Origin of the sequence: Nostoc sp. DedQUE07, assembly GCF_034530975.2 — a bacterium.
Taxonomy (GTDB): domain Bacteria; phylum Cyanobacteriota; class Cyanobacteriia; order Cyanobacteriales; family Nostocaceae; genus Nostoc.
In genome coordinates this window covers 242,105-259,923 of sequence record NZ_JAVRCC020000006.1, presented here as the reverse complement: position 1 = coordinate 259,923, position 17,819 = coordinate 242,105, and the positions used below count along the sequence as shown (strand labels likewise).

At 39.4% G+C, this 17,819-nt stretch carries 18 protein-coding genes and 2 pseudogenes; 11 read left to right on the top strand and 9 right to left on the bottom strand.

What is annotated here, in order from left to right; genetic code table 11:
- Positions 1 to 496 precede the first annotated feature (496 nt).
- The 6 genes and pseudogenes from RMZ95_RS07660 to RMZ95_RS07635 all read left to right on the top strand — a co-directional run bounded on the left by RMZ95_RS07660 (position 497) and on the right by RMZ95_RS07635 (position 5,419).
- On the top strand, positions 497 to 823 hold the full coding sequence (locus RMZ95_RS07660) for a hypothetical protein (RefSeq protein ID WP_322684470.1): 327 nt from the start codon (positions 497 to 499) through the stop codon (positions 821 to 823).
- A 79-nt stretch (positions 824 to 902) separates the two neighbouring features.
- Positions 903 to 1,451: a GIY-YIG nuclease family protein gene (locus tag RMZ95_RS07655; protein WP_322684469.1), complete on the top strand. Its 549-nt coding sequence runs from the start codon at positions 903 to 905 to the stop codon at positions 1,449 to 1,451.
- Positions 1,452 to 1,499: 48 nt separating this feature from the next.
- The gene (locus RMZ95_RS07650) at positions 1,500 to 2,960 is read left to right on the top strand and encodes a protein kinase domain-containing protein (protein WP_322684468.1); all 1,461 of its coding nucleotides are present in this window, start codon (positions 1,500 to 1,502) and stop codon (positions 2,958 to 2,960) included.
- Between the two features lie 683 nt (positions 2,961 to 3,643).
- Positions 3,644 to 4,003, top strand: coding sequence for a Mo-dependent nitrogenase C-terminal domain-containing protein (locus tag RMZ95_RS07645; protein ID WP_322684467.1), 360 nt, complete (start codon positions 3,644 to 3,646; stop codon positions 4,001 to 4,003).
- Positions 4,004 to 4,024: 21 nt separating this feature from the next.
- Positions 4,025 to 4,298, top strand: a pseudogene (locus tag RMZ95_RS07640) (cupin domain-containing protein).
- 374 nt (positions 4,299 to 4,672) lie between these two features.
- A complete protein-coding gene (locus RMZ95_RS07635; protein ID WP_322684466.1) occupies positions 4,673 to 5,419 on the top strand; it encodes a creatininase family protein in 747 nt (248 codons plus the stop codon).
- Between the two features lie 79 nt (positions 5,420 to 5,498).
- Here RMZ95_RS07635 and RMZ95_RS07630 read toward each other — a convergent pair.
- Positions 5,499 to 5,659: pseudogene (locus RMZ95_RS07630) on the bottom strand (Uma2 family endonuclease); the annotation flags it as partial.
- A gap of 175 nt (positions 5,660 to 5,834) precedes the next feature.
- Between RMZ95_RS07630 and RMZ95_RS07625 the strand changes: the two are divergent.
- The gene (locus tag RMZ95_RS07625; RefSeq protein WP_322684465.1) at positions 5,835 to 6,401 is read left to right on the top strand and encodes a hypothetical protein; all 567 of its coding nucleotides are present in this window, start codon (positions 5,835 to 5,837) and stop codon (positions 6,399 to 6,401) included.
- A 560-nt stretch (positions 6,402 to 6,961) separates the two neighbouring features.
- Here the strand turns inward: RMZ95_RS07625 and RMZ95_RS07620 are convergent.
- The 3 genes from RMZ95_RS07620 to RMZ95_RS07610 form a co-directional block, all read right to left on the bottom strand.
- Positions 6,962 to 8,629: a beta strand repeat-containing protein gene (locus RMZ95_RS07620; protein WP_409882185.1), complete on the bottom strand. Its 1,668-nt coding sequence runs from the start codon at positions 8,627 to 8,629 to the stop codon at positions 6,962 to 6,964.
- Between the two features lie 336 nt (positions 8,630 to 8,965).
- A complete protein-coding gene (locus tag RMZ95_RS07615) occupies positions 8,966 to 9,100 on the bottom strand; it encodes a hypothetical protein (protein WP_322684463.1) in 135 nt (44 codons plus the stop codon).
- A gap of 103 nt (positions 9,101 to 9,203) precedes the next feature.
- On the bottom strand, positions 9,204 to 9,341 hold the full coding sequence (locus tag RMZ95_RS07610; RefSeq protein WP_322684462.1) for a hypothetical protein: 138 nt from the start codon (positions 9,339 to 9,341) through the stop codon (positions 9,204 to 9,206).
- A gap of 284 nt (positions 9,342 to 9,625) precedes the next feature.
- On the opposite strand from RMZ95_RS07610, the gene RMZ95_RS07605 reads away from it, so the two are divergent.
- The gene (locus RMZ95_RS07605) at positions 9,626 to 10,183 is read left to right on the top strand and encodes a hypothetical protein (RefSeq protein WP_322684461.1); all 558 of its coding nucleotides are present in this window, start codon (positions 9,626 to 9,628) and stop codon (positions 10,181 to 10,183) included.
- Here RMZ95_RS07605 and RMZ95_RS07600 read toward each other — a convergent pair.
- Both RMZ95_RS07600 and RMZ95_RS07595 read right to left on the bottom strand, forming a co-directional pair.
- Positions 10,180 to 10,710: a hypothetical protein gene (locus RMZ95_RS07600; RefSeq protein ID WP_322684460.1), complete on the bottom strand. Its 531-nt coding sequence runs from the start codon at positions 10,708 to 10,710 to the stop codon at positions 10,180 to 10,182. The genes RMZ95_RS07605 and RMZ95_RS07600 overlap by 4 nt on opposite strands.
- Before the next feature lie 275 nt (positions 10,711 to 10,985).
- Positions 10,986 to 11,591 carry a DedA family protein gene (locus RMZ95_RS07595; protein ID WP_322675350.1) on the bottom strand — a complete coding sequence of 202 codons (606 nt, stop codon included), beginning with the start codon at positions 11,589 to 11,591 and terminating at the stop codon, positions 10,986 to 10,988.
- Between the two features lie 409 nt (positions 11,592 to 12,000).
- Here RMZ95_RS07595 and RMZ95_RS07590 point away from each other — a divergent pair, with 409 nt between their 5' ends.
- Together RMZ95_RS07590 and RMZ95_RS07585 are read left to right on the top strand one after the other, a co-directional pair.
- Positions 12,001 to 13,314, top strand: a complete 1,314-nt coding sequence (locus RMZ95_RS07590) for a cytochrome P450 (protein WP_322675354.1) — start codon at positions 12,001 to 12,003, stop codon at positions 13,312 to 13,314.
- A gap of 8 nt (positions 13,315 to 13,322) precedes the next feature.
- On the top strand, positions 13,323 to 14,060 hold the full coding sequence (locus RMZ95_RS07585; protein WP_322684459.1) for a hypothetical protein: 738 nt from the start codon (positions 13,323 to 13,325) through the stop codon (positions 14,058 to 14,060).
- Here the strand turns inward: RMZ95_RS07585 and urtE are convergent.
- A complete protein-coding gene (urtE, locus tag RMZ95_RS07580; RefSeq protein ID WP_322684458.1) occupies positions 14,023 to 14,721 on the bottom strand; it encodes an urea ABC transporter ATP-binding subunit UrtE in 699 nt (232 codons plus the stop codon). The genes RMZ95_RS07585 and urtE overlap by 38 nt on opposite strands.
- A 205-nt stretch (positions 14,722 to 14,926) precedes the next feature.
- Here urtE and RMZ95_RS07575 point away from each other — a divergent pair, with 205 nt between their 5' ends.
- Positions 14,927 to 15,286 (top strand): VOC family protein, encoded by a 360-nt coding sequence (locus tag RMZ95_RS07575; protein WP_322675348.1) that lies wholly within the window; start codon positions 14,927 to 14,929, stop codon positions 15,284 to 15,286.
- A gap of 120 nt (positions 15,287 to 15,406) precedes the next feature.
- Here RMZ95_RS07575 and RMZ95_RS07570 read toward each other — a convergent pair whose 3' ends face one another.
- The gene (locus RMZ95_RS07570) at positions 15,407 to 16,600 is read right to left on the bottom strand and encodes a Coenzyme F420 hydrogenase/dehydrogenase, beta subunit C-terminal domain (RefSeq protein WP_322684457.1); all 1,194 of its coding nucleotides are present in this window, start codon (positions 16,598 to 16,600) and stop codon (positions 15,407 to 15,409) included.
- Positions 16,601 to 16,802: 202 nt separating this feature from the next.
- Complete coding sequence (locus tag RMZ95_RS07565) at positions 16,803 to 17,777, bottom strand: DNA polymerase III subunit delta' (RefSeq protein ID WP_322684476.1); 975 nt, start codon at positions 17,775 to 17,777, stop codon at positions 16,803 to 16,805.
- Positions 17,778 to 17,819 lie beyond the last annotated feature (42 nt).

The window sequence follows — 17,819 nt, the reverse complement described above, 5'->3', positions numbered from 1 at the left end:
GCGGCAACGATAGTTTAGGGGTTGCCCTACGCAAAAATAGCTCGATGCCAGGAACCATAATTTAACAAAAACCCCCACGCTCTGATCTGAGCTTGGGGGTTTTTGTTTAGATAAGCAATCTTCAAGTTTGGACTTGCCAGTATTTATCCCATATAGGTTTTATCATGTTCGGGTGATTACTTGTAATAAAATCTATCAATGCAGGTTAGGTTGTAACTTGCTTAAGAGTAAGAGTACAACAGTGAAACCCAATATCAACAAGGATAAAATTTTGGGTTTCGTTCCTCAACCCAACCTACTACGCACAACGACATTAGACTCCTACTATAGATGATGAAGCGATCGCGTCACACTTAAAGGCTTTATTAACTCCAGCAATTTTTGCTCAACAAAAATATTATAATTTGAACATATTTGGATAGCTGATGGCTACCCATTATAAGCTTTATTTCGGGCCTTGGTATTGTTTTCAAAAATCAAATCTATTAATAAAAAAATGCCCCTTAAAATCGTTCAGAACTTTGATGGCAGTTTTACTCTTGAAGCACAAGCTCAAGAAACTCTATTCAATTTATTGACAAGCGTTGTTTTCTTAAACCAAATTTGCCAACAGTTGGGGTGTAAGCAACTTAAATTTACAGAATTACTCTTCCAGCCAGTTCCTTACAGCTTAACTACCACTAAAGGAATGCCAGCAGAATTTGAAAAATATCATGAATCTGATGAGTATATCATCGTCAATGTACCACCCAATTTCATGTTCAGTGCCAAGATTTTTAAACCCAGCCGCCTTTGTGCAATTTACCAAAAGTTGAGTAATTAATAATTTTTTTTAAAGATAATTTTTTACTAATTGGCAATTTTCAATTCTGAAGGCAAATAATAAGTTTGATATTTGATATATGGCTTCTGAAACAAATCTTTCTTCTTTGGAAACTTTAGAATACATTCCCTACATTGACGATCGCGGCCAATTACCCGAACAATTTCAGGGTAAAATTGGGGTATATGCTATCTTTGACCAAAAAAAAGTGCTGCAATTTGTAGGATATTCCCGTGATGTTTTTCTTAGCCTCAAGCAGCATTTAGTCCGTCAGCCACAGCAATGTTATTGGGTTAAAGTTCAAACTATTGAACGTCCTAGTCGCGCAATTTTAGAAAATACTGAATATGCTTGGATTGCTGAAAATGGCAGTGTGCCTTGGGGTAATGGGGATCAAAAGGAAAAATGGACTCATCCCATTGATGTCAAAGTTGCAATGACAGCTGAAGAACAAGCTAAATATGAAAATCCAGCTAATGATGAATTAGCACAAATAAAAGTTCTTAAAAATGTGGCACGCAGAGTAGAAGCAGAAATTTCAACGCAATTGTTAGAAGTGCGCGGTTTGCAAATGCAAATTCGCTTCAATCCTAAATTGAAAGAAGAAGGTTTACTAGATTTGAAATGAAGGTAGTTTTGGGGAAAACTATCTTATGAATATCGCTTGTAATCTCCCATGACAATACAGCTGTTGAACGATCGCTATCAAGTTATCCGCACACTGGGTGCTGGTGGGTTTGGTGAAACCTATCTAGCTGAAGACACCTATATGCCTTCAAAGCGCCATTGTGTGGTTAAACAGCTAAGACCGATTCACAACAATCCCCAAATTTACCAGTTAGTACAAGAGAGGTTTCAACGCGAAGCAGCTATTTTAGAAGAACTCGGTGGCACAAATGACCAAATTCCGGCATTATATGCCTACTTCTCTTCTGGTGGACAATTTTACTTAGTTCAAGAATGGGTTGAAGGCGATACCTTAACTGCAAAAGTTCAGAAGCAGGGGCTATTTAGTGAAGGCGCTGTCCAGGAATTGTTTATGAATTTATTACCTGTCCTGGATTACGTTCACTCTAAGTATATCGTTCACCGCGATATTAAACCGGATAACATTATTGTGCGTCATTGGGATGGTAAACCAGTGCTGATTGATTTTGGTGCTGTGCGGGAGTCAATGGGAACAGTAGTAAATTCTCAAGGCAATCCTACCAGTTCGATTGTGATTGGTACACCTGGCTATATGCCGAGCGAGCAAGCCGCAGGTAGACCTGTGTATTCTAGTGATTTATACAGTTTAGGAATGACGGTAATTTATTTGCTGACTGGTAAACAGGCGCAACACCTAGAAACAGATTCTCAAACGGGTGAAATTGTCTGGCGGCAATATGCGAGTCATGTTAGCCCACTTATGGCAAGAGTAATCGATCGGGCGATCGCTTATCATCCACGCGATCGCTATCCCACAGCTAGGGCAATGCTGGATTCTTTGCAGAGCATAGCAAATCCAATTCCACCGACGCAACCCCTGTTAACTCAACCAACTGTAGTCTCTGCACCGCCACCTCAGACAGCACCTGTCAAACCACAGCCTAGCCCTCAAAGTAGTCATAGTCAGAATAATATTCTCATAGGCAGTTTGATTGCAGGTGGGTTAATTGGTGCATCTGTGATTATTAGTCAAGTGTTATCCAAATCTTCTCAACCTACAGCAGACAAAACGGTATTACCTTCAGAAACACCGTCAAATATTACAAGTCCAGTGATAGAAACTCCCACATTCACACCAACGACCCCATCTGTTCCAACTCAATCATCTTCCTCAACTACATCAATACCACCTGTTGATAGCACGACTCTCAACAATTATTTCTGGCTTTCTCAAAGACTTGTAACTGATGCAGATTTGGATGGTAAAAGCGGTTTTGAACTCGATATTATGCGAAATTCGATTTTTGCCAGTCATGGTCGCCGTTTTGAGAATATTGAATTGCAAAATTACTTTAATAACCAACTTTGGTATCGTCCTATATATTCACCAAAAACATTTCCAGTTAAATTGCTGACAAAATTAGAGCAACAGAATGTAGAATATATCAACAAATATCAGGTTAATACCGGGTTAAGATATTTTAAATAATTAAGTTTTTCATCATCAGGGAGTGAGGACTGAGGAGAATAGCCAATACTTTTCTACAAAGGCTGTGCTAACGGCTAAATCTCACTGTGAGTAGTTGGACAAAGTGGATTATAAAAACTGGAGAATTTTTCAGTACAAGAGCGTACGTACTTGTATAATTTGCTACATTAGTTTTCGCTTATCAATCAATTTATCATTACTTATTAGATAATATTTAGGTTAGCTGGTGTAGCATATCAGACAAAATGAAGGATATTCAATAGCCTAAAATCGAAAGATATTAGGGGCTAATCCTACCGAAATGTATGTGGGGTCAGAACCAAACTGTGTTTGTGTGCCATAAACTACATCTTTAGATACTAGTCAGTTTCCGAACCAGGCATTTATATTTAATATATAAAATTGCTATTTTTCAGATTAGAAATCCATAAGTTAAAGAAATGCCATTTTTATATTTTCTTTGTTATTTTGTATTTAACGGGACAGTTCTTCATGATTTGGTGGGCTTAAATAACAATTAGTTAAACCATTTCTCTTCCCAAAGATGCATGTAAATTGTTTGCATTATGCTTACTTTGCTTTTTAATCTACAAGCAAAGTGCAAATTGGCTAAACATATTACATGACAAGATTTTCAATCGGCAAATAGTTCATATTCACGACGGTTAACCTTGCCTAAAACTATGCTTAAAACACAGAATCAACGTATTTTTCTGCCTGCTTTCATTAAACCTTTAGAAGAAAAAAATCAAACAGCTAGTAAAAAGCAATTTGCTCAACCAAAATTAGATTTACTGCAACCATTACGTCAATGGCTCGACAAAATTGAGATTCAGAATCGGAAATTAGCTAAATTTATTGCTAAATTAATTCCCGCCCAGTGTCCATTTGAGCGTGATGTCATGCTTTTTGGTCGCAAAATAGGACACATTCCGCCAATATGTAAACTGAATCCGCTTTATAACGAACTTGTCTACTTGCGTTTTCGCGCTTTGTGTTATTTAGTAGATCAGTGTGGAGAAGATATTCAATCTTACTGCTGAATATAACGAGAAATAACTAATATGGAAATTAAAATTGAGCAGCAACTTAAGACTTGAATATCTCAATGGATGAGGTGTATTTAAATGGGAAATTTTGAAAAAGGAAGTCTCCAAATTTCCTTGGAATTATGATTCTCAACAAACTTGCTATTTTTTGGAAGGTGACGTACTTGTTACTCCTGATGGCAGAAAACCAGTGCAAATGGGTAAAGGCGATTTAGTAATTTTTCCCGCTGGTATGTCCTGTACATGGGAAATTACAAGTAACGTAAAAAAGCATTATTACTTCGAGTAGTAAAAAATCAAAATTGAGCGATTTTTTTTCTTGATTATCCAGAAAAGCAAGATTTCATAAATCAATTTTGATTTCTATTATGGAAGCTTACCGACGAGTATTGTAGGATAAAATGGCAGAATCGGCAAATTGTTTATATCTATCTCTGTCAAAACTCGTTGCGACTCCATTACCTAAAAAATATTCGTAGAAATACATCGTCTAATTCTCGCCAAATTTGGCAGTAAACAAAGATCCCCGACTTCGCAAAAGTTGTTGGGGATTTTGTGCGATCGCCAGCAGAGAAAATCCAGAGAGTTCATAATCGTATTAGTGGGAGTTTAGCAGCAAAATGTTTGATCCCACCGCAATTTTATTGAGGAAAATCATTAACAATGTTACTGCATTTAAGTACTTGGCAAGAAGTCGAAGCTTATTTACAGCAGTCAAAGGGGATTATTTTCCCTATTGGTTCTACAGAACAACACGGGCCAACAGGGTTAATTGGTACTGATGCTATTTGTGCAGAAGCGATTGCAGCCGGTGTAGGTGATGCAACTCAAGCGATCGTGGGGCCCACAATCAATGTGGGGATGGCACTACACCATACTGCCTTTCCTGGCTCAATCAGTCTGCGTCCCAGCACTTTAATTCAAGTAGTGCGAGATTATGTAACTTGTTTAGCCAAAGCTGGTTTTAGCAAGTTCTACTTTATTAACGGACATGGCGGTAATATTGCTACCCTGAAAGCTGCTTTTTCAGAAACTTATGCTCATCTAGAAGATTTGCAGATTGCCAATGCTCAACAGGTGCAATGTCAAGTGGCAAACTGGTTTATGTGCGGTTCTGTATATAAGCTAGCTAAAGAATTATATGGGGATCGAGAAGGTTCTCATGCAACGCCAAGCGAAGTAGCCCTCACCCAGTATGTTTATCCAGAAGCGATTAAGCAAGCACCCCTTTCACCAGAAGTAGCAAGCGGACATCGGATTTATAGCGCTGCTGACTTTCGAGTGCGTTATCCAGATGGACGTATGGGATCAAATCCGGCTTTAGCAACGCCAGAACATGGTAAGCAATTTTATGATTTGGCAGTTAAAGAACTTAGCAATGGATATTTGGAATTTGTGAACGCAGAATAAAACTCATGAAAAGACATTGTAGAGATGCGAGTAAAATCGTGTCTCTGCATCAAATCTCTTGAGAATGATTATTAGACAAGTCACCAGCTTCGCCACTACTATAAGCGTGAGGTTCTCCTTCTGCGAAGATTTCGACAATTTCTCCTTTGAGTAGTTCAACTTTGCGATCGCTCAAAATGCCAGCATCAATTATGCGGTGATATTCGTCAATGGAGTCCACTTAGCAACTATCACACTCATGACAATTGACTCCTCCCAATAATTCTTAATATTTTTCCATTTTAAAGGCACTTCAGCTGTAATTCAGAATAAATCGATTGATTGAAGATAAAGATATGCCAGAAAGTATGTGATAATACTGATACACAGGCTGAGTTAACAGCTTGGGAACTATAAAATAGTCAAATATGCAATTATGTTAAGGCAAATTTCGTTAGTATTGGTGCAGTCTGCCGTAGGCATCGCTACTTTTGTTATTCCCTTGACTAGCTACACCCATAGTCAAGTAACTGCTACCACCACTAATTATCAAATTTCTCAGAATCCTAACAATCAATCAACAGGAATAACTATTGAACGTCTAGGAATAGGTGGCGTAAAACTTTCTATGTCCGAAGCACAAGTCAGAAAAATTTTAGGTAAACCTGTAAAAGTAGAAAATGGCTTTATAGCTGCTATTGGTAAAGTTCGTACTCTGAAATATGCAGGCATCACAGTTGATTTAGATGAAGGTGCTAAACCAGGTAATTTTACCGTTTATCAAATCAAAGCAAATCGTTCTAAATATTCCACCATAGATGGAGTAAAAGTAGGTGATAAACAATCAAAAGTGATTAGAACCTATGGAAAAACTGAAATTTCCCAAGATGGTAAAGTTACTAATTTAAATTATATAGTTGAAAAACCCAGCCCTGGAGGTTTAAATTTTACTGTTGAAAAAGGCAAAATAACAGAAATTTTCTGTTTTTACGTGATGAATTAAGGAATTTTTTTAAGAGAAAAGCAATGCAATGTAAACCTCCTCACTTTATCTGGAGACATCCCACAATTCAGTTCAGGGCAAACCTCTTCAACCCAACCTATCCTATCACTTATTTTGCATAGCGAAGTGTTAAGTAACCTCTGTTGAGAAAATAAAAACCTCTGCTGCTTGAGTCGGCCAAACAAATAGGTTTTGCTTGGCAATATCCAGGTCAATAGCAATATTTATAAAACGCGATCGCTCAAAATGCCAGCGCCAATCATCCGCTGATATTCGTCAATTGTCCACTTAGCAACTATCACAGTCATAACGATTGATTCCTCCCAACAATTCTTTATATTCTCCGATTTTAAATACACTTCAGGTCTGATTCAGAATCAGTTGATTGGTAGAACTTATATCAAAATATAAGAACTTTTTAGACCAGCAGCATTATGCTGAGAAGTTTGATTCTCGATCGAACCTTCACTCTAGCGTGTTGGAGGAATTTCTCTATTATCTGTTTAAAGATTTAGTCAGAGACTTTGGAGAAAATGCTCTCATCGGCAAATCACATACGTTCAAAGATATTTTTTTTGTGCCGCCAAAATACTCTGAGATTCTGATGCATCTGTAAGGACTAAATTATTGGCATTAATTTGAATATTGCCTGCTTTTCCTTGACTGCTAGTGTTACTTGTAATTTTACTAATATTATTGTTATTGAAGGTGACAGTACCAGGACTGGTGATAGTTATGTTTCCTGCGGGGTCGCTGCTTCTGGTGTCACTTTCAATGCGACTATTGTTAAAGGTGAGATTACCTGTACTGGTAACAGTTACATTCCCTGATTGACCTACTCCTGAGACATCTTGGATAATATCTTTTGCATTTATATATCGATTCCTGATAGTTACCTGTTTACTGGTAATAATGTCAGTATTTGTCAGCGATAAGTCCCCAAAACCCTTAATTTGAACATCTCCAGATTTGAAGTCAGAAGACAGAGTTAAGATTTCTAAATCTGTAATTTGATTTTTAGCCGTTAAAGTAACGTTACCACCTTGTCCTGAAACTCCGTTTTGAGAAAGAGAAAATGAAGAAAAAACTGGGAACTCATACTCATTATTATATCCATATCTGATACCCTTAATATCGCCCTGTGCAGTCAGAGTAATATCCCCACCAGTTCCTGCTGTGCCATCCACTGAATATGATGAGAAGGAGTCGAGGGATTGAGTAGAGATATTGCCCCGTGCAGTCAGAGTAATATCCCCACCATTTCCTGCTGTGCCATCATCAAATGAAGATGACAAGGAACTGAGGGATTGAGTAGAGATATTGCCTTGTGCAGTCAGAGTAATATCCCCACCAGTTCCTGCTGTGCCATCCACTGAAGATGACAAGGAGTAGAGGGATGGAGTAGAGATATTGCCCCGTGCAGTCAGAGTAATATCCCCACCATTTCCTGCTGTGCCATCATCAAATGAAGATGAGGAGGAGTTGAAGGCTTGAGTAGAGATATTGCCCTGTGCAGTCAGAGTAATATCCCCACCAGTTCCTGCTGTGCCATTATCAAATGAAAATGAGAAGGAGTTGAGGGAGTGAGTAGAGATATTGCCCAGTGCAGTCAGAGTTATCTCCCCACCAGTTCCTGCTGTGCCATCAGATGAATATGAATGTGAGTGTGAGTAGGATTTGAGGATGCCAGTGGAGATATTGCCCTGTGCATCCAGTATTATATTCCAGAAACTTTCTCCTAATCTGCCATCGTATGAAATTGAGTAGGATTCGAGGTTGCCAGTGGAGATATTGCCCTCTGTGGCAGTTAAATTTATATCTCCACCCCCTAGTATAAAGCTAGTATCAATATTTCCTAATATCAAACTCGCTCCAGAAATGCTAATATCTCCACCATTGGTTTTGATAGTATCAGCAGTTTGCATTTGAAAATTACCAATTCCATCTCCATCAACATCTGCATTAAAAATTACTTTGTCACTACGATTTGCTAAAATTAAATTATTACTGAAAGCATTAATAGTGATATCATTTGTTGCCTGGAGAATCAGATTAGTGTTTTCAGACAGCCCTTCTAATGTGGATTTATAAATTGTCGCCTGACTATTATCTGGTGTATTTTCAGCAATAGTTATATTTTTAGTATTTAGCAATAATGTATTTGTATCTAAATTACCTCTAACTATTAAATTTTCTGCACCTGCAATGGTGCGATCGCATTCTTGCATTCTTCAGGTATGAAAACTGCACGCAAACAAGCAGAAAAGTTGGATGTGTAGCATGAGTATGTCGGATATTGTGTAACTCATCGGCAACAGTAAAACTACTGACCGCGTACCAATAAGGCGATGGAAGATTTATCCGAATACCTTTGCCTTAAATGAATAGGTGTAACACCTAGTAAAGCACGGCGGAAATAAATTGGCAAAAGCTTTTTTAATCTCTTTATTTCTAAAAAAATTGAGTACGTTTAAAAACATTCCCCTTATAAACACAGAGAGAAACAAAATTTTGCAAAATACTCTAATATGTGATATCGAGTTGCTTATACTGCGATCGCTAACCTAGATTAACCCATTAGCGATCGCCACTTTTTTCTCCATCACTCTCAATGTACAAGTAGTTCTTGTCAAGATTGCAATATTTATCACCAACATTGCAATATTCCTCACCAACATTGCAATATTTCTCATCAACATTGCAATATTCCTCATCAACATTACAATATTCCTCACCAACATTGCAATATTCCTTATCAATGCTGGAACATTTCTCATCAACATTAGAATATTTCTGTATAACCTATTTCCCAGCCGGACATATTTGCTGCACTCTTTGGGGAAGTTGCCGACACACTTGCTGAAATCCTTGAGGATTAATTTGCCACAACCAATAAGGGAATTCCAAGAAATAAATTATCCAATATTGTGGAGTGGGCATCCTGCCCGCCCAGTCCATAGGGCGGGCGAGACGCCCACCCCACAAGAAAAGTTGTATATTTTTTTATTTGTCAGTCCCTAAACGAAGTTATCTAAGTTGATTCCGGTTATGACGTTGATAAAGAAAGCGCTTTCAGTTTAGCTGATGATTTAAGCTCGTGTTGCAATCATACGGCGTAATTTTGTATTTCTGATTCCCAGCGATCGCTTTATCTGTTAAATGCGTAATTTTATACTCAAACTGGGTATTACAAATAAATACTTTAGATGAAATAGGTTTTCAAGATGATTTTAAGCTTTAAAAATACCAGTGCTGTGTGTGCCGTATTTTTATTAGTCAGTGTCAGCAGTTTTCACAAGTCAGCTATAGCCAATATAAACAATCAGTCCCAAATAATAGCACAGCAGAGTAAAACTCAGCCAAACCCAGTTTTTAAATCTATTCTGCCTAAATTAAAGCAAAAAACTCAAATTCGGATTCTTTTACCGAAGTTTATTCCTGAGTCGGATGGGGAAAATCCAATTTACGCAACTATAGAAGCTGCTACGCAAAAAAAGTATGATATTTTACTGGCTTATAGTCCAGACTGTAATGGTGCTTCTGCCTGTCGTTTAGGCGTTGTTTCTGCTGAAGCCATAACCCGTAAAACACCCAGCCTGACTGGGAAACGTGTATCCTTAGCTAAGGGCATTACTGGCTATTTTGTAGATTTTACTTGTGGTGCTGGTTGCTCAGATGCTACCTTGACTTGGAGACAACAAGGTGTGCAATATATTTTTGGATTGAAAGCAGGCGATCGCACTTCTTTAGTAAAAATGGCTAATTCTGCGATTAATCCCTAGCTAGCGTCATTTGATTGTACTTCCCAACGAAACAGCCGCGGCAATTGAGATACATCTATAGCGTAGTTAACAATCCACATCACCAATTCAAAAATCAATACATATCGTACCCACTGCAACTCGCTTGTAGAATCCAAAAGTGTCAAACCCTCATACAACTGCCAGAAGCGGTAAGGCAGATATATATAAGGAACCATCACCCAGACAACATTTTGCAACTGCCTAAGCGTCACTCTTTCTGAAATGATTTGCAACCCTAAAACGATAAAATACCAAGCAAGCACAGTTAACACCGTGCGATCGCCCCACCATACACCCCACAATAGCATGACCACTAATGGCGGCACTACTGCTAGCAGTTGCACCGAGCCAAACCAGATTTTATACCAACCGGGAAATGGTAAAGGTAGAGTATAAGGCTTTGCGTTTTTCCACCCCCAGTTCACAACCACAATAAAAAGCGTGGCAATAAGGAAAAAAAGGAGATTTTCTAGGAACAGATACAGGTTGATGTTTAAGGAAGTCATGAGGGTATTATCAAACTCTGATGTTTGTGTGTCAAGTCGCTTTGCTCCAATTCGTAATTCGTAATTCGTAATTCGTAATTGTTACCCCATCCATGAATGGAGAGGCTTGAAAAAGGAATAAACTTTTTCTTTTTCATAATTAAAATTAGGAGCTTGTACCCTCAATCTCATTAATTAATAATTAATTCCTAATTCATAAATTTTTAACTACGAATTATGAATTATGAATTACGAATTATTCGGTCATTATATCTACACAAAATACCAAAGATATTTCAACTTTTGTTTGCTCTATTTTCTTGTACGAAATGAAGAATCGATGGTACTAAAGAAATAACTATAATTAATCCAATAATTGGTAACAAATACTTATCTACCTGTTCTGGTGGCAGAGATTTTCCTAAGAAAAACCCTAATAGGGTAATGCCAAATGTCCAAAGAAAACCACCAATTAAGTTGTAAGACATAAATGTGCGATAATGCATTGCACCAATCCCAGCCACGATGGGCGCGAAAGTGCGTACAATGGGTAAAAAGCGTGCCAAAACAATCGTTTTTTTACCGTGCTGGTGATAAAAGTTCTGAGTTTTCACAAGATGTTTTTTATGAAACAGCCATGAATCTTCCTTATTAAATAATCTTCTGCCAAATTTATGCCCAGTCACATAGCCAACATTGTCACCTAAGACTGCACAAATAAAAGCACCAATTATCAGAACCCAAATGTTCAATAAATTCTGAGACGCGACAAATCCAGCAGTGAACAATAAGCTATCCCCAGGCAGAAAAAAACCAATTAACAAGCCAGATTCAGCAAAGACAATCGCCCAGACCCCAAAATAGCCAAGTGATTTAATCAGTTGTGGCAAATCCAGATGCATAGAATTTTTACTTTTCTTTCAATAGATCCACAACATCTTAACGTTCAGCAATTTTATTGAATAAAAAGTAATATTAAATTTCTGTAAATTTATTATGTCATCTGAAGAAATGTAATGACAGATGACAGGTTTTGAGTTATTGGTGCAAGAAACAAAGACATTTGAAAGTATAGCAAAAGCCTTAGTCATTAGGACATCAACAGATGATAAAACTTAGATACAAAAAGACTTTTCACCCAGTCCCCATTACCCCTTATCCCCTTCAGGGGCCCCACCATCCCCAGTCCCCAGTCCCCAGTCCCTTACTATACTAAGAATATTTTGGGGTACTGCGATGCCTACGGCGAGCTTTGCTAACGCAGCAGAGTTGGAATATCGTGTTAACTTTTTTATAGCTACCCTTAGAGATATGAAAAGTCAGCAATTTCCTCCTGGAAGCTTTGGTATACCTGTATTAGGTGAAACACCCTCCTTTATTTTCGACCGCAATTTCGCTAAAAAGCGCTATCGCCAGTATGGGCCCATCTTCAAAACTCATCTTCTTGGCAGACCGACTGTAGTGATGGTCGGGCCGGAAGCATTAGAGTTGGTTTTGTCAAGCCAAATGGAGAATTTTTCTTGGCGCGAGGGATGGCCTGATAATTTCAAGACATTACTGGGTGAATCACTTTTTCTGCAAGATGGAGAAGAACACCGCAGAAACCGTCGCTTGATGATGCCAGCATTGCATGGCCCAGCATTGGCGAATTATGTCTCCACAATGGAAGATATTACACGTAGTTATCTGCAAAAGTGGGAGAAGCAGCAGGAATTTACTTGGTTCCAAGAATTTAAACAACTGACGTTTGATATTGCCAGTCAATTGTTGTTGGGTACGCGTCCTGGCCCTGAATGTGTGCGTTTTAGCAAATTGTTTGCAGCCATGACAAATGGACTGTTTGCGATTAATCCGTTGCCCTTGCCATTTACAACATTTGGTAAAGCTATAGCTGCTCGCAATCAGATTTTAGAGCATCTAACTGAAGTTGTTAGAGAACGTCAGCAAAATCCGACAAAAGATGCTCTGAGTTTATTAGTGCAAGCCCAAGATGAAGAAGGGAACCGGATGAGTGAAAAAGAACTCATCGCTCAGGCGTTACTATTACTATTTGCTGGACATGAAACTACTACTTCGATGCTGACTTGGTTGGGTGTAGAGTTAGCCCGTCATCCAGAAGTACTCGAAAAAGCAAGAGTTGAACAATTGCAACTTGCAAGTAAAGGTAATTTGGATTTAGAACAATTAGGGAAAATGCCCTATTTAGAGCAGGTTTTATGGGAAGTTGAAAGATTGCATCAACCTGTCGGAGGTGGGTTTCGTGGTGTGATTAAAGACTTTGAGTTTAAAGGTTATCACGTTCCTGCTGGTTGGCAGTTATACTATTCAATTGGAGTTACTCACCGAATTGAAGAAATTTATTCTGAACCAGACCGATTTGAGCCAGACCGTTTCAGTCCCCAGCGCCAAGAAAATAAAAAGTATCCTTTTAGTTTAGTGGGTTTTGGCGGTGGGCCACGCATCTGTATTGGCCTAGCCTTTGCCAAAATGGAAATGAAGATTGTTGCTGCTCATCTTCTACGCAATTATCATTGGGAGATATTACCCAATCAAAGTTTAGAGGAAGTTGTAGTTCCCACTAATCGCCCGAAAGATGGATTGCGGGTTAGATTTCAACCTCGGTAAAATGTTTTATGACATCCCAAATAAACATACATTTGCCTAACGGAGTTTTACAACGCTTGCAAAGTGTGAAAGATTTTGTGGGCGGGGGCGTTAACTCTCTAAGTAACTCAGCGCAACAAGCTGGTGAGTCTTTGAAGACAACAGCCACTACTACAACTGATAGAGCAATTGATACAGTCACAACAAGTTTAGAGCAAACTTGGCAAACTGCTGATAAATTTAAGAGTACAACATCGGGCGCAGTTAAAGATGCGATCGCATCTTCTGTAAGTGATTGGTTGACACAACACCCGATATTTTTTCGGTTAGTTCAAATACTAGGTTGGGGAGCTAATCACCCAATTATTAGTGTAGTAATTTTGCTGTTTGCACTTGCTCTACTTTGGAGCATCATCAGAGCAATTGTCCGCTTAATTGAGACAGCTAGTTGGTCAATACTCCAAGTTCCGTTAAAATTGCTTCAGGCTTTGATTAAAGTTAGTTTTTTATCCTTAACTAAAGTTGGAAGTTTTGCCGTTCAAAGAATCACAAGTACCAAAACAACTGATAATCCGCCTTTACTACCTGAAAGTTTTCAACCAAATAAACAACAACGATTAGCAGAAATTTCTAGTCGTTTGGAAGCAATTCAAAAGGAACAACATCAGCTTTTACAAGAAGCGGCAGACTTGATTGCTGCCGACACAATTGATATAGAAGTATCAAAAATTAAACAGCTAAAAAGCGCTGAATCACATCTTGGCTGAGTTCGGTGGTGGAACCGGAGGCGACAATACCACCTTTTTGCATAGCGTAATAGTAATCCGCCTGACGGACAAAGTGTAAATGTTGCTCTACTAATAACACCGAAATACCTGTGGTTTCGACGATACGACGGACTGCGGCTTCAATTTCTAGGATGATGGAGGGTTGAATACCTTCGGTGGGTTCATCTAAAACAAGTAATTGAGGTTCTCCCATTAAAGCACGTGCGATCGCTAATTGTTGCTGCTGTCCTCCGCTTAAATCACCACCCATCCGCGAAAGCATGGTTTTTAACACCGGAAATAAACTAAAAACTTCCTCTGGAATTTCCGCTTTTTTGACTGGTTTGCGTCTAGCTTCCAACCCTAGCAGTAGATTTTCTTTAACTGTCAACCGAGGGATAATCTCTCGTCCTTGGGGGACATAACCAATTCCCAACTTTGCCCTTTGGTCTGGAGATTTGGAGTTGATTAATTCTTCAGCTAAATTAATAGTACCGCTGCGGGGTTTGAGTAAACCCATGATAGTTTTGAGTAAGGTAGTTTTTCCCACACCATTGCGTCCAATTAGGCAAACCATTTGCCCAGATGGTACGCTCAAATCTACGTTGCGGAGAATATGGCTTTCGCCGTAATAAACGTTAAGGTTAGAAATTTTGAGCATATAAAGAACTTTTAACTGTTTAGTTTTGATATCAAGTCTCTAATTGGCGATTCCTCTGTTAATAAATATCTGGTTAACTCCTTATGATAGCTGATTGCAAATGCAATTAATGATATTTTAGATGATGCTTTAGCTCATCGAAAGAGTTCAAACTACGCCAAAATCTAAATAAACGCGATCGCATCTTACTAACATCTTACCGACAATGCAGATTACTCAAAGTCTCCATACAGCGATTCTTGTGACTGACTTAGAACGCTCTGAACATTTTTATGGCAAAGTATTGGGATTATCCAAAATAGATCGTTCTCTAAACTACCCTGGTGCATGGTATCAAGTCGGTGACTATCAAATTCACCTGATAGTTTCAACCACTGTCCCCACGGAAAACCCAAACCAAAAATGGGGACGTAATCCCCACGTCGCCTTCACTGTAACTGACTTAAACGCCGCCAAACAGGAATTCCTCAATCATAATTATCCCATTCAAGCTAGCGCTTCCGGTCGCGCTGCCCTGTTCACTCAAGACCCGGATGGGAATATTATCGAGTTGAGTCAGCAGTGAGAGGGAGCAGGGGAGCAGGGGGAGAATAACTCCTAACTCAGCACTCATTACTCATTACTCAACACTGTTTTGCCCAATCCCCAATGCCCAATACCCAATCCCCAGTCCCCAATCCCTCTTCTATTCTGGTAATTTATATTGCCCAACAATACGCTTGGCAAATTCTGGAACGTGCGCTTCTAATTTCTCTGGATGATTGCGCTTTACATACAAATAATTCCGAGTAAAGTGAGAATCAATGGAAAATCGTGCGTATTCTAGACCCTTGGGGCCGATTTTTTCGATTACCACACCCATCAGTTTTGCTGCCCACATCGGCAGGGTAACGCCTTTATCGTAAGCGGGAATACTTTGTTGTACGGCTTCTTTGCGGTTGCCTTTAGACGTTACTGGTTGGGTATCTAACTGGTCTTTTACTAAATCCAGCATTTCCTTACCTGTGTCATTTCTAACTACAATCCATTGCCAGCCGAAGGGTGCGCCCATGTAGCCAACAACTAAGTCAGCTAGGGAGTTGACGTAATCAAAGCAACTCATACAGGATGGGGCAAAGACATCTTTGAGTTGGTTGGTTTTCAAGCCAAAGAAAGGCACTGTTTCTGATGAGCCATCTTCATGTTTGAAGTGAACCCGAAAGTCTTGCATAAATTCGTAATGCACAACTGTATCAGGCGATCGGCTGGTGGTTTCTAAGAATTTTTGCAGTCCGGCGCGGTTAACATTATCTACGCAGGGCGTACCCAAAACATACAGCTTTTCTAAACCAAGTTGTTTTTCTACGGCTCGTAATGCCTGAATTTGGCAACCAACACCAATTACCAACAGCCGCTTCATCCCCGATTTTTCCACCTGTTCTAATATGGAAAGGTTCGGAGAAAGTGTTGGTTTATTTACTCGTGCTGCTAGTATTTCTTCTGGAGTCCGGGCGATGACTGGCATGGGTTGAAAGCGGTCTTCTTTGGTGTTTTGCACGCAGACTACACCTTCAACTAAGCCGCGATTCAGCATTTCAATGGCAATGCTGCTAACAATACCTGTCCATTGTGCGCCTTCGATGGGCTGCTGTTTCTTGGCCGCTATCATGTCTTGATGAACGCCAAAGTAGAGTTCATCGGGGTTTTCAAGATGGCGCGATCGCGTGTGTGTTTCTTCTTCAAGTTCGCCTATTTGCTGATTAATAAAAGCGCAAGCTTCCTTGACATAGTGAATATAATATGTATCGCATAGCCCACATTCGCTACAGAGTTCCTTCGCAGGGCGGCGGCTGGTAGGTTTTAAGGCTCTGGCTTTTTTGTGAGGAGAAACTGAGGTCATATAAACTTTTTGTTTTATCCAGGAATCGCTTTTATTACAATACCTTCACTCGCTATGAACTAGACATTGTAATATTTTGAAACGCAGAGGGACGCAAAGTAAACGCAAAGTAACGCAGAGTTTTTACCTAATTTATTTTGCTACGAATTAATTAAATATTGTACTGAGGCTTTGATGAGGAACTATAGAAATACAATCGCACTCAGCGATGAGTAGAAGAAATAGAATTTGATTTTTGATACACAGATAAAAGCAGACATTCCCAAACTAGTCGCGGTTGAGCGTAAGCAAGCAAGTATTTTCGAGATTCTTCTAGCTGGTTAATGATACTAGGTTGATGCCACTGCTGCCAGTAAAATTGCTGAAGATAATCAACTAACCACAGTTGTGCTTCTGTATCTAAATCCTTATCAATTTTTTTGGCTAACTCTAAGGCGTTACGGTAAGATTTAGGCGCTTTTTTCAAGTCTCCGAGTAACTCATCAGGAATAGCTTGTAATTGCTTGTAAGATGCGATCGCACTTCCCGCACTACCAGCTGCTATGCTCAATACTGCCTGATTTTGCAAAATTTCCTGATGCCCTGTTTGTGTGAGTACAACAGCTAAAGACTGTGCATTTAAGCGATAAAAAGGAATGCGTTGACAGCGTGATACCAAAGTCGGCAACACAGATTCAAGTGTCGGTGCAATTAAAATTAATGTCGCCTGTCCCGGTTCTTCCAAGGTTTTAAGTAAAGCATTGGCTGCGGCTTCTGCCATTGTTTGCGCTTCTTCCACCACTACCACATTTCTCGGCGCTTCTAAGGGCGGACGACCTAAAAACTCGGTAATTCCCCGAATTTGCTCTAGTCGAATTACAGGTGATCCCTTAAGCTTGAGTCCTTTTTCGGCTGCTTCTGCTGCTGTTAATCGTTGTCCCTGGTATTGGTACGTTGGTTCCACCCACAATAAAGCTGGATGGTTCCCCTGACGCAAACGGTTTTGTAAAGATGCAGTAACTCCCATCCCATTAGAAAATAGCAATTCCACAAAGCATCTGGCTGCTAAACTCCTGCCTACACCATCTGGCCCCACAAATAAGTAGGCTGGAGGAACCCGGTTTTGTCTGACAGCCTGAGTGAGTAATTCTATAGCTTGCTGTTGTCCGATAACTGGTGCAAATGGATCGTTAGTCATTAATCGACGTGACAGGACAATCGATATGCCATAAAGCCAAAA